General features: G+C 65.9%; 12 protein-coding genes. 2 read left to right on the top strand and 10 right to left on the bottom strand.

Annotation, left to right across the window (positions count from 1 at the left end):
• Positions 1-13: 13 nt before the first annotated feature.
• Positions 14-445 carry an ester cyclase gene (locus tag Ga0080574_RS25385; protein WP_076706339.1) on the top strand — a complete coding sequence of 144 codons (432 nt, stop codon included), beginning with the start codon at positions 14-16 and terminating at the stop codon, positions 443-445.
• Entirely contained in the window at positions 442-1809 is a 1368-nt protein-coding gene (locus Ga0080574_RS25390; protein ID WP_076706340.1) for a M20/M25/M40 family metallo-hydrolase, read from the top strand. Before Ga0080574_RS25385 ends, Ga0080574_RS25390 begins: the two co-directional genes overlap by 4 nt.
• 319 nt (positions 1810-2128) lie before the next feature.
• On the opposite strand, the gene Ga0080574_RS25395 is transcribed toward Ga0080574_RS25390, so the two are convergent.
• From Ga0080574_RS25395 to Ga0080574_RS25440, 10 genes are all read right to left on the bottom strand, one after another.
• On the bottom strand, positions 2129-2518 hold the full coding sequence (locus Ga0080574_RS25395; RefSeq protein ID WP_076706341.1) for an acyl-CoA thioesterase: 390 nt from the start codon (positions 2516-2518) through the stop codon (positions 2129-2131).
• A 50-nt stretch (positions 2519-2568) separates the two neighbouring features.
• Complete coding sequence (locus Ga0080574_RS25400) at positions 2569-2862, bottom strand: AtuA-related protein (protein WP_076706342.1); 294 nt, start codon at positions 2860-2862, stop codon at positions 2569-2571.
• On the bottom strand, positions 2859-4193 hold the full coding sequence (locus Ga0080574_RS25405) for an acyclic terpene utilization AtuA family protein (RefSeq protein WP_076706343.1): 1335 nt from the start codon (positions 4191-4193) through the stop codon (positions 2859-2861). The genes Ga0080574_RS25400 and Ga0080574_RS25405 overlap by 4 nt, the downstream gene beginning before the upstream one ends.
• Positions 4190-6049, bottom strand: a complete 1860-nt coding sequence (locus Ga0080574_RS25410; protein WP_076706344.1) for a TRAP transporter permease — start codon at positions 6047-6049, stop codon at positions 4190-4192. The genes Ga0080574_RS25405 and Ga0080574_RS25410 overlap by 4 nt, the downstream gene beginning before the upstream one ends.
• Positions 6050-6062: 13 nt before the next feature.
• Positions 6063-7025 (bottom strand): TAXI family TRAP transporter solute-binding subunit, encoded by a 963-nt coding sequence (locus Ga0080574_RS25415; RefSeq protein ID WP_076706345.1) that lies wholly within the window; start codon positions 7023-7025, stop codon positions 6063-6065.
• Between the two features lie 126 nt (positions 7026-7151).
• Positions 7152-7958: an HpcH/HpaI aldolase/citrate lyase family protein gene (locus tag Ga0080574_RS25420; RefSeq protein WP_076706346.1), complete on the bottom strand. Its 807-nt coding sequence runs from the start codon at positions 7956-7958 to the stop codon at positions 7152-7154.
• Positions 7955-8806, bottom strand: a complete 852-nt coding sequence (locus Ga0080574_RS25425) for an HTD2 family dehydratase (protein ID WP_076706347.1) — start codon at positions 8804-8806, stop codon at positions 7955-7957. Before Ga0080574_RS25425 ends, Ga0080574_RS25420 begins: the two co-directional genes overlap by 4 nt.
• 10 nt (positions 8807-8816) lie before the next feature.
• Positions 8817-10010, bottom strand: coding sequence for a CaiB/BaiF CoA transferase family protein (locus Ga0080574_RS25430; protein ID WP_076706348.1), 1194 nt, complete (start codon positions 10008-10010; stop codon positions 8817-8819).
• On the bottom strand, positions 10007-11158 hold the full coding sequence (locus Ga0080574_RS25435; RefSeq protein WP_076706349.1) for a CoA transferase: 1152 nt from the start codon (positions 11156-11158) through the stop codon (positions 10007-10009). The genes Ga0080574_RS25430 and Ga0080574_RS25435 overlap by 4 nt, the downstream gene beginning before the upstream one ends.
• Positions 11159-11174: 16 nt before the next feature.
• Positions 11175-12398: an FAS1-like dehydratase domain-containing protein gene (locus Ga0080574_RS25440; RefSeq protein WP_237219446.1), complete on the bottom strand. Its 1224-nt coding sequence runs from the start codon at positions 12396-12398 to the stop codon at positions 11175-11177.
• Between the last annotated feature and the right edge of the window lie 29 nt (positions 12399-12427).

Genomic DNA, 12427 nt, shown 5'->3' on the forward strand with positions numbered 1-12427 from the left:
AGAAGGAAACCCCATGACCGACCGAACCGATCCCGTAGCCGTGATCCGCGAATATTATGACCGGGTCTGGCACCGGCACGATACCGACGCGGTGCATGAGCTCTTCGCCGAGGGCTATGTGAACCACGCCGGCGCGCGCGGCACGCTGAAGGGCCCCGAGGGCATCCTGACCAATTACCGGAACACCCGCAGCGCCTTTGCCGACGGCACCTTCGCGCTGGAGATGCTGGTGACCGAGGGCAACAAGGTCACCGCCTATTATACGATGACCGGCACCCATACCGGCCCGTTCATGGGCATTCCCGCGACGGGCGCAAAGGTCAGCGTGCCCGGCATCGGCATCTACGAGGTGCGCGACGGCCAGATTCAGGAAAGCTGGGTGGTGCGCGATACGCTCGTGCTGCTGAAGCAGCTCGGCGCCGATGTGGCCGTGCCCGCGACATGAGCGCCTCGCCCGGCGATCTGCCGGAGGGGTTTCTCGACGATCTTTGCGCGCTGCTCTCGATCCCCTCCGTGGCGGCGTGGCAGGCGCGCGGCGACGGCGCGATGCAAAGCGCGGCAGAATGGCTGCGCGCCCGGCTGGCGCGGGCGGGCCTCTCGGCGCGGCTCATTGACGGGCCGCGCGGAGCGCCGCCCTATGTCTATGCCGAGGGCGCGCAGCACCCGGAGCGTCCGACGCTGCTGATCTACGGCCACTACGACGTACAACCCGCCAGCCGCGCCGATGGCTGGTCCTCCGATCCCTTCATGCCCGAGCTGCGCGACGGGCGGCTCTATGCGCGCGGCGCCACCGATCAGAAGATGAACCTGCTGCTGCCGGTTGCCGCGCTGGAAAGCCTGGGCACAGGTGAGATCGGCTGGAACGTCAAGCTGTTCCTGGAAGGTGAGGAGGAGATCTTCTCGCCCCATATCGCCGAAACGCTGGCCCGGCATCGCGCGCTGCTTGCCTGCGATCTCTGCCTCTCCTCCGATGGCTGGCAGGCGGGGCCGCAACAGGGCGACCTGCGGCTGGGCCTGCGCGGCTTCTGCGGTCTGGAGGTTACGCTGCAAGGCGCGGCGCGGGATCTGCATTCCGGCACTTTCGGAGGTGTCGCCCCCAACCCCGCCGCCGCGCTGACGCAGATGATCGCCGGGCTCTGGGATGCGGCGGGCGAGGTGGCGCTGCCGGGCTTTCTCGACGGGGTGACGCCGCCCGGCGCGGAAGAGATCGCCACCGCCCGCGCCGGTTTCGATGCCGGGGCCTGGCGCCGCACGGCCGGGCTGGACCCTGACGCGCCGCTGCCGGTCGCGGATGAGGACATCCCGGTGCAGGCGGGGCTGATGCCGGCGCTCGAGGTCAATGCGCTCGATGCTGGCGATTTCGCCGGCGGCTTTCGCAGCATCGTGCCGCGTGAGGCCTCCGCACGGCTCTCCTGCCGACTCGTGCCGGGACAGGAACCCGATCGCATCTGCGGGCTCGTAAGCGACGCGCTGGAGCGCGCCACGCCGCCGGGACTGCGGCTTTCGGTGACGCCGCTGCCCGGCAGCGCGCGCGCCTATCGCATCGCCGCCGATCACCCGGGCCAGCATCTTGCCGCGCGGGCGCTGGAGGCGGTCGACGGCCAGACGCCGCGCCTGTCTTACTCCGGCGGCTCGATCCCGATCCTAGGGGAGATCGACCGCCAGCTCGGCGTCAAGACGGTGATCTTCGGTTTCGGTCTGCCGGACGAGAATATGCACGGCGCAGACGAATTCTGCCGTTTGAGCGATATCACGCGGGGGCTGGCGGCCTGGCGGATGTTTCTGAGGCGCGGAGCGCGTGACCGGTAAGGCGCTCAGCATTTATTTTACATAATGTTCATTATCGGTATTTCTGATCGCCATCGGTGGATTCACAAACGAAGTGCAAATTCTGTATCAAAACAGAAGTTTGCATGGAGGACTTGGGATGGGTCGACTGGTTCAACAACCGCCGCCTTCGCGAGCCCATTGGGACCATCCCGCCCGCCGAGGCAGAGGCCAACGTCTAAGCGGCTCTGGAAACCGAAGACATCGCCGCGTAACGAATGACACCCAAGCCTCCGGCAAACGCGGAGCGGGTCAGTCTGATTTGTCTCAAGCCCAGGGAGTAAAGCGTCTGGAGAAACAATTATTCCTTGGGTATCGCTACCAGCTTCGGTCGGCCAGCATCATCAAGAGCAACAAAAGTGAATTTACCCTCCGTGACCTTCTCGTCCTCCCCAATTCGGCCGCGCCTCACCCAAGCCTCGAGGTGAACCGCGATAGACGTGCGTCCGGTCCGTTCGATGTTACCATAGATCGACAAGATATCACCAACCCTCACGGGCCTCAGGAACCGCATCGCATCAATCGCGACGGTCGCGAGCTTGTCGCCTGCGATTTCGGCGGCAACGATGCCTCCTGCAATGTCCATATGTGAAATAACCCAACCACCAAAAATATCTCCCCGCAAACTGGCATCCGCAGGGCGCGCCACAACGCGAATAAGAGGATTTGCAGTCGGGACCTTATCGTTCATTTTCAGTCTCCTATCTGGTCCATCGGGCGCGCGCCGTCTGCCAGGCCATCCTATAGGCGCATGTCGAGCACCGCGTAGACGAGACCCTTGCCGTGCGCATCCAGTGCAACCGAGCGCGTCACCCCACCTTTCAGCGCGTTCTTGACAACGAAGTTCAGGGCGAAGAGCTGCGGCAGCACATAGCGGGCGACCTGCACATCCGGTCCGAAAATCGCGGCGATCCGCTCGGCGGTCACCTCGGCCTCGATCCGCGGCCAGTCGTCGGGCCGATAGGCGATGATCGAGATGTTCGAGGTCGTCCCCTTGTCTCCGGCCCGGCCATGGGCGATTTCGTGGAGCTTCATGCTGGCTCTCCGAACATGTGAACATGGGTTTCGACGTCCGCCTTGGGCAGATATGTCGACCGGATCCCGATGACCTCACGCACCATCGTGGCGACGCCGCCGCCCCCCGCGGGGCCGTTGAGATAGAGCCCTTCCACTTCGTCCGAAACGGCGCGCGCGGCCTCGATTTCGGTGCAGCGCGCGGCGACGCGCAGGCGGACCTCGCGCGGCTCAGGCGCAGAGGGGTCCGCAGGCAATATCGCGTTCAGGCCGATGATATCGACCCGCATATCCTCAATCAGATTGGCAAAAGGAGCGAGCCTTTCGGTCGTGATCTCTCCTGCCAGCCGCGCACGGGCCACGGCACCGGGCCCCGCATAAGATATCTCTCCCTGTCCGATCCAGCCATCCCGCGCCCCAACCGACACTTTAAGACGTCCCGTTGCCGGAGCCCCTGCCCCGCCGCTGACGGCAACCCGGTTCGGGCCGATTTCGGAAAAATCCACACCGGAAAAATCCGCGACAACGTCAGGCTGGAAATACCGCGCCGGATCGTGCAGTTCGTAGAGCAATTGTTCGATACATGTCGCCCGTGACACCAGCCCGCCAGTTCCCGGCAGCTTGGTTATGACCGCAGTGCCGTCCTGCGACACCTCGGCAATCGGGAAACCGACAGTGGCAAGGTCAGGCACGTCCTTGACCCCGGGGTCGGCAAAGTAACCGCCCGTCACCTGCGCCCCGCATTCCATCAGATGCCCGATAACGGTGGCCTGGCCGATCAGCCGATGGTCGTCGATGGAAGGCCACCCGAATGCGTGGATCATGGGGGCGACAAAGAGCGACGGGTCGGCCACACGGCCACAGATGACGATATCTGCGTCGCGCGCCAAAGCCTCGACAATCCCTTCGGCGCCAAGATAGGCATTGGCCGACACCAGACGATCACCAAGGTCGCTGGCCGGACGCCCGGTTTCCTCAAGGACACAAGGCCCGATCCGGTCCAGCACGTCGTCACCCAGCACAGCCGCAACCCTGAGCGTCAGGCCCAGTTCGGCGGCGATCTCTGCGGTGCGCCGCGCCGCTTCCAGCGGATTGGCGGCGCCCATGTTTGTGATGATGCGCGTCCCGGCACGGTGACAGTCCGGCAGCACAGCCCGCATCCGCTGCTCCAACCGCCTGTCATATCCGGCGGCGGGATCGCCGAGCCGGTCAAGCTGCGCCAGCGCGATGGTGCGTTCCGCCAGGCATTCAAAGACCAAATAGTCCAGCTTTCCGGATCGGGCCAAATCGACCGCCGGCCCGATCCGGTCGCCGGAAAAGCCCGCTCCGGTGCCGATGCGAAGGATTTTCATCGCGACACCCTTTGCGTGTATTTTACCCCGCTCCAGACCGTCAGCAGTATCGCCGCCGCAAGCACGGGCGTGGCGGGATGCGGCCAAATGGCAAGAAGGATCACCGTCGCCAGCACCACTCGGTCAAGAAGCCGGTTGTGGGTGATCCGGATGCGGGTCAGCAGCGCGGGTATCGCGAAAACCAGAATAAGCCCGGCCAGCGCCGCATCGACAATCGAAAGAGCGCCCCCCTCCAACACCATGCCGGGAAACAACAGCAGCAGGAAGGGGAGCAGATAGGTGATGGCGGCAAGCCGGACGGCCTCGAACGCGGCGGGCACCCAGTTTGTCTGCGCAATCCCGGCCCCGACAAAGACCGCAACACAGACCGGCGGCGTGATGACCGAGATCGTGGCGAAGTAGAACACGAACAGATGTGCCGTCAGAATCGGCACGCCGACTTCGGTCAGCGCCGGTGCCAGAACGGCAGCGACCAGGACATAGGCGGCGGTCGTCGGCAGGCCCATGCCCATGATCAGGCAGACCAGCGCGACCATGAGGGCGATCATGACGATGGAATCGCCGCCCAGCGACACGATGGCCGACGACAGCGCGACGCCTGCGCCTGTCAGGTTGACCATCGACACCAACACCTGCGCACCCGCCAGCAGGACCCCGATGATCACGAGGCCGCGCCCGGCATCCTCAACGCCGGCCAGAACCATGCGGGCCATGTCGCGCAGCGGCTTCCGCCCGGCCTGCGTAACGATGAACGCGGCCAGCAGGCCCATGATCCCGTAGAACGCCGAGGTCGCCACCGAACGTCCCAGCCAAAAGCCGATGCCCAGCCCGATCAGCGCCGCGACCACCGGCCCGATGCGGCGTGGCGCGAGGATATTGGCCCAGACCGGCAATTCCTCGGACGGGACAAGCGCCAGGCCGCGTTTCTCGGATACGAAATGCACCGTCACGAAAACGGCAAGGTAGAAGAAGACGGCGGGCAACAGCGCGGCGCGGATGATGTCGGTGTAGGGCATGCCGACGATCTCGGCCATGACAAAGGCGGCCGCGCCCATGATGGGCGGCGCAATCTGACCACCGGTGGAGGCGACCGCCTCGACCGCCGCAGCGAAAGGGCGGGGATAGCCGAGGCGGATCATCATCGGGATGGTGAAGTTGCCGGTCGTCGCCACGTTGGCAACGGAAGAGCCGGAGATCATGCCGAAGAGACCGCTGGCGATGGTTGCGATCTTGGCCGCGCCGCCGACCTGCCGCCCGCCGAGACGCATCGCCAGGTCGATGAAGGCCTGACCTCCGCCCGTGTGCAACAGCAAGGCGCCGAACAGGACGAAGGCCGCGATCACCGTCGCGGCAACGCCGGTGAGCATGCCCCAGATTCCGAGATCGCCCAGAAACACGGTTTCGGTGATGTAGTAGCTGTCGAACCCCCGATGCCGCATCGGGCCGGGCATGTAGGCACCGAACCGGGCATAGGCCAGCCCGACCAGGACCAGGATCGGAAAGATCAGTCCGACCGTGCGGCGCGCAAGTTCCAGTACGGCAAGGACAAGGCCCGCAGCCAGCACCATGTCGAGCGGCGTCGCCCAGGGCAGCTCGGTCATGATCCTGTCGTAGTTCAGGATGATGTAGCCGCAGGCTGCCACGCTGACCGCCATCAACGCCAGGTCCACTGCCAACCCGACCGGGCGCCAGGGCTTGCCTTTCCCAAGCGGGTAGAGCGCGAAGCCCAGGCAGATCACCAGCGCGAGAAATATCCCGCGCTGGATCAGGCTTTCGAACGGACCGGTGGCCGCAGTATAGAATACGAAGGCACCGACGATCAGCGCCAGGGTCTTCGCTGGGTCCGGAAATCGCATCCTGTCCGCCGTATCAGTTGGCCGGTTTCAGCTTGTCGGGAACGGTGTGGCCGTTTTCCTCGAACCAGCGGACGGCGCCCGGATGCAGCGGAACGGTGGAATAGTCGAGCGTCATCTGGGCCAGGTCCGCCCCCTTGACGCTGGCCATGGCATTGCCCTGCACGGACTCGTCGGTCATCACGGCCTTCACGATCTGATAGGCCGTTTCCTCGGACATCGTGCTGGGCGCGGCGATACCGACACCGAAGCTCCAGATCGTGTAGGCCGGGATCCCCTCTGCCACGCCGGCGGCCACGTCCATGATCGAGATATCCGGCATGTTTGCCTGGATCTTCTCGGCCTGCTCGGGCGTCAGCCCGAGGATCTTGATGTCCGTCGCCGTGCTCAGATCCATGGTCGAGCTGTCGAGGGCGGTCGGCGAGCCGGACTTTACATAGCCGGGCAGACGGTTGTCCTTGATCGAGTCGATGATGTCGGTGGTGGACCCGCGCACATACTCCGGCTTGATCCCGAGCACGTCGAAGACGGCTTCGGTCGTGGTTTCCGTCGCCGATCCCTTGATCCCGGGGTTGAGGCGCACGCCGCTCAGATCCTCAAGGCTCTCGACGCCCGAATCCGCGCGCATGATGACGTTCTGCGGCGACGGCGCATAGACCCAGAGCATCTGGAGATCCTGCGGCTTGCCTTCGAATTCATGTGTCCCGGAGACGGCATGCTGCACCACATTCGTCGTGATGATGCCAAGGTCCATCTGGCCCCGCTCCATCCGGCGGATATTGTCCATCGCGGCGCCGGTTTCGACAACCGTGGCATTGATGCCCGCATCGCTTTCGTTGATCAGCTTTCCGACGGCAACGATATAGCCGTAATGACTGGACGAGGCCGAGGTCGATCCGAAGAGGATGTCTTCGGCATGCGCGCCGCCTGCGGCGATCAGCCCGGCGGACAGTATGGTGCCGGCAATTGCGTGTTTCATTATGTCTCCTCCCTAAGACGTTGGTTGCCTTTGTTGCCCGGATTTCCGGGCTCGACCAGAAAAGATTCCGGCTGGCCGATCTCCTCCCGTTCCTGCAAGACGCCGGCCGGAGCCGGCTGGGCCGTCTTACTGCGGGGCCTGCCCGACGTCGGCCAGAACCTGTCTTGCGCGTTCGATCACCGGTCGGTCGACCATCTTGCCATCGACCTGTACCACAGACCCCGAGGCGGCCGACAAGGCCGACAACACGCGGCTTGCCCAGTCGACTTCGGCCTCGGACGGGGTGAACCCATCGTTCGTGAAGCCGACCTGCGCGGGGTGAATGCAAAGCTTTGCACCAAAGCCGAGCATGCGTGACCTTGCCACTTCATCCGCAAGGATACCCCCGTCCTTCAGCTCGGGTGTCACGCCATCCACCGGCGAAACCAGGCCGCCAAGGCGCGAGGCAAGGACGATTTCGAACCGGGCGGGATCGAGCACGGGGCCGGTGCCGGGTATCCGAGTATCGGCGCCGAAATCCAGGTTGCCGAAAGCAAGCCGGGTCACCCCGGGGCAAGTGACGGAGCGGCGCAGCGCGGCGAGACCTTCGGCGGTTTCGATCAGCGCGACCAGCGCGCGCCCCGGCAGCTTGTCGGCCACCGCCGACAGGCTTTCGGGGGTGGCTTTCGGCACCATGACCGCCGAGACATCGCAAGAGGCCAGCGCCGCCAAGTCGTCGTCGAACCAGGGCGTATCCGCGCCGTTGATCCGCACGAGGCCCGCCCCGCCGTTGCCAAACCAGTCGGCGACATGATCCCGCGCTTCGGGCTTCGCTTCGGGGCCGACCGCGTCCTCCAGGTCGAGGATAATGGCATCGGCCCCCGACCCCGCCGCCTTGGCAAACCTGTCGGGCATGCGGCCGGGAACGAAGAGGTAGCTGCGCGGGGTCTTCATGACGCGGGCGCGATCACGGCGCTGGCCTGCATGGCGAGCTCCCCGTCGGGGCCCTTTGCCCAGATCGGCATGACGCCATCGGCCTCTTCCCCGGCCTCGAGCGTGAACGGGCGGTCGCCAAAGAGCGGCGCCATGCCACGGAACTCAAAGCGGGTCAGCCGCCCCGCGCCGGCCGCCGTGGCAAAGCCCTGGAGCAGAGTCGCCGTGAGCGGGCCATGCACGACAAGATCGCGGTAATCCTCTTCTTCGCGGGCATAGGTCCGGTCGTAATGGATGCGGTGGCCATTCGACGTCAGCGCGGAATAGCGGAACAAGAACACGGGATCGGGCGTGATCTCTTCCGAGCGGGTGGCGCCCTCGGGGGCCGGGGCCGGCACGGGCTTGGGCGCGCCGGGCGCGGGCGCCTCGCGGTAGACGATATCCTGTTCTTCCTCGACGCAGAGCGTTCCGTCCTGTGACAGGCTATGTTTCACCGTAACGAAGACCAGCTGGCCCGCGCGGCCGGACTTTGCCTTCACGCCGATGATCTCGCTGACCTTCTCGGCCTCGCGGCCGATCGTGAGCGGCGCGTGGTACGTGAGGCGACCGCCGGCCCACATGCGACGGGGCAAGGTGACGGCGGGCAGGAAACCGCCGCGCTTGGGATGTCCGTCCGGCCCGATGTTCCGTCGCTGCACGAACGGATTGAAATAGAGCCAATGCCATCCCGGCGGCAGCGGGTCGCCATCGGCTGGCGCGTGATCCATGTCCAGCGTCGCAGCCAGGCCCGCGGCGCGGTCGGCCGAGATCGTCTGAACATGGCGTTCGGTCCGGCCGACCGCATCGGAGTAATCAGGTGTGGATGTCATCTTTGGCCCTTCAGTAGATGGCCTCGTCCTCGACCAGAGCGCCGATCCGCGCCCGGCTAAGGCCAAGGAGTTCCCCGTAAACGTAGTCCTCGTCGCCACCGAGCGCGGGCGTGCCGCGCGTGATGCCCGGGGCGTCATCCCCGGCGAACCGCGCGGGGTGGCCGATTGCGGCGCGAATTGTGCCATCGGTTTCGGCAATGTCGAGGATCGCGCCCCGTGCCCGCATATGTGGATCCGCCACGATGTCCGAGGCGGCCCAGGACAGGTGCGCGGCAATCCCCTCCGCCTGGAGCCGTTCCGCGGCGGCTTCGCCCCCCTGGCCGGCGGACCATGCGCCGATCGGCGCGTCGAGCGCGCGGCGGTTCGCGTGCCGCTCGGCCTGCGTGGCAAAGCGGGGATCATCGGCCAACTGCGGCTGCCCGATGATGCCTGCCAGCACCTTCCATTCGGCGTCGCTGGACACGGAGATCGACAGCCAGCGATCCGCGTCGGCGGTCGGGAAAAGCCCGTGGGGCGCGCGCACCATGTCGTCATTGCCCATGCGTCCGACGGACACCCCCGCGGAGGCCGCGGTCAGGAAGTCGCCCACAAGGGACGAGGCGACTTCGCGGGCGGCGATATCCACATGGCACCCCTCGCCTGTGCGGCGGCGGCGGTTCAGGGCGGCCAGCGTGGCAAGCGCCGCGTGCATTCCGACCGAGTGGTCCATGACGTGCCGCATCTCGACCGGCGGTCCGTCGGCATGACCCGAGAGATAGCCCAGCCCGCCCCAGGCGCCAAAGAGCGGGGCGTAGCCGGCGAAATGGCTTTCCGGGCCGGTCTGACCCGATGACGATACGGAGACCATCACGATATCGCGCTTCACGTCCCGCAGGATGTCGTAGCCGAGCCCGAGACGTGCCATCACACCCGCGCGGAAACTTTCGGCGGCGACATCGGCGACGCCGACCAACTTCTTCGCCAGAGCGACCCCCTCGGGATGTTTCAGGTTCAGCCGCACCGAAAGCTTGTTCGAGGACACCTGATCGAAGGTCGCCGGCCCTTGGCGTCCGTAGACGGCATGCGGCTTACGGAAGATGTCGGGCCGCAGCGCGGTTTCGACCTTGATGACCTCGGCCCCCATCTGGCTGAGCATATGGGTGCAGAAGGGCCCCGCCGCGTGGACGGTGAAATCGGCGATGCGAAGACCGGTGAGCGGTTTCATGCGGTGGCCCTCCGACCGGGGTGGCAAGTCAGCATCGACTGGTCCGCGCCGAGGCCGGGAAGCGTGTCGCGGACCGGCAGCGCGTCCGGCCCGAAGCGGAACGGCAGCGATTGTACCTGCACCGGCCCATCGGGGGTGTCGATCGTCGCGAAGATGCCCCGCGCGGTTTCCTGAAGCCCGGTCAGAACCTGTTCCGGCGCGTTGTAGCGCGCCATCGGGACGCCGAGTGTCTGGGCCTGTGCGACCAGATCCTCGACCTTGCGGTGGCGCGCCCAGTCGCGGATGCGTCGGTTGATCTCGGCCCCGCGCGCGCTGCGCCCGACCTCGTCGGCAAGTTCCGGATCCTGCGCCCAGTCGTCGGCGCCGAGCAGCTCGATCAGCCCGAGCCACTGGCGGGTTTCCAGTGTCAGAAGTTCGACGTAGCCATCCGCGCATTCGATCACGCCGCCGAACTTGAACGACCGGGTCAGGCGGTGTTCCACCGATCCGTCGCCAAAGCGCTGGATCGCGAAGGCGCCGACGGCGACGTTGGCGTCCTGGACGGAGGCATCGACGAACTGGCCCTGCCCGGCCCAGAGCGCGGCCAGCGCCGCCATCGCCGCCGTCGTGCCGCCCTGCATCTCGGCGAAATGCCCAGCGATCTTCAACGGCGGACGATCCGGGAAGAGGTCGGCCGTCAGCCCGTTCGGCAACAGGAACCCCTCCCCTCCGGCGTGGATCAGGTTGATCTCGTCCCCCTTCCAGCCCGCCTTGGGCCCGAAAGCGCCGAATGGCAGGACGGACAGGTGCACGATATGGGGGTGCTCCCTTGCGATGGTCGCTTCATCGAGCGCCAACTCGGTGCGATCCGCAACCGGTGTGTCGTCGATGAAGATGTCGGCCTCCGCCAAGAGCTTGTGCAGATCCTTCTGGAAATCCGGTTCCCCCGGATCGCAAACGACGCTGCGCTTGCCGAGGGACAGGTAAGTGAACAGCGCGCTCTGCCCCCCGGGGAGGCGCGGAGGCGCCTCCCTGAGCGGGCTGCCTCCGGAAGGCTCGGCCATGACGACCTCGGCACCCATCTGACACATCAGGCGCCCGGCCTGCGCCGCGGCCACGCCAGTGGCACGTTCCACGACGCGAAGGCCCGATAGAGGCTTGTCAATCATGGCCGACCCCCTTTCTTCAGCGAACGACCGGAAGGTCCAGTTCGAGGTTGCCGCAATCGAGGAACACCCGAAGCTCGGGGTCGCGCGACTGGAGGGCGACGGTGGCGATGCCCGGCGTGGTGACTTCGCCGCGCTGGTTCTCGCCCCAGATCTCGATGTCCACCAGGGCGTGGCCGTCCTTGATGTACTTCTTCGACACCTTGCCCTTGCACCAGGTGCTGTCACCCATGGTGTTGAAGCGGCGCATCTCGGTGCGGACGCGCTTGAGGAAGGCCGCATCGCCCATCCAGTTGGTGACGAGCGACGCCATCCACGACGACCGTTGCGGGCCGTAATCGTAGACGCCGGGCACGCCGACCTCCTTCGCCGTGCTTTCGCGGTGGTGCCCGATGCCGGTGTATTCGATGCCGCCGCCGGCCTCGGGGTTGCGGAAGAAGTGGCCCGGGTGCTTCATCGCGCTCTGGAAGACCACGCCATGGGTATGGCCGCGGCCCGAGCCGACGAGAAAGCCCATGGTATCCATCAGCGACAGCGGGCCGCGCACGATGGTGTCGAGGGTTTCGCCTTCGGTGACGTCTTCCCAGTAGCGCACCTTGGAGCCGCGGATCTTCATCGGCTCCTCCATGATGCAGGCGTCGAGCGCCTCGAACTCCTCCTGGGTATAGTCGTAGGTGGTGATGTCCTTGTACTTGCCCGCATCGCGCGCCGCCTTGCGCTCATGGCGGGTGCAGGTGCCCAGGGCGCGGGACAGCATGTCGCCATGCTGGTTGAAATAGGTCGCCTCGACGTATTGCAGCACCAGCCGGCCCGAGAACTTGCTTTCCTTCACGTCGATCCCGATCACGCGCTCAATGGCGTTGATCCGGTCGCCGGGGCGGATGTGGCGGAAGATTTCCCAGTCGTTGCCGGCGTAGAAGCCATGGACGCCCGGCAGGCCCCAGCGGGTCCGGCCGATCCAGCCAAGCGCCATCGGGAACATCGGGTGGCCGAGCTGCGTGCCGTAGCGCGACGCCGCGCCGTAGCCGGGATCACGGTAGAGCGGGTTGAGGTCGCCGATGCCGTTGCACCAGTTGCGCAGCGTGTCGGCGGTCGCATCCTGAAGGTACGGCCCTTCGGGGCGCAGTTGCAGCCCGACCATCTTTTCGGCGGCGGCAATCGCTTCATCGGTGATTTTGCCCTCGGCGGGCGCGCCGCCCATGCCCTTGGCGTCGTCTTCCTTGGTTTTTTCAGCGGTGGTCACTTTCAGGGTCTCCCTATCAGTCTGGCGTT

Source organism: Salipiger abyssi, from assembly GCF_001975705.1.
GTDB classification, from domain to species: Bacteria; Pseudomonadota; Alphaproteobacteria; order Rhodobacterales; family Rhodobacteraceae; genus Salipiger; species Salipiger abyssi.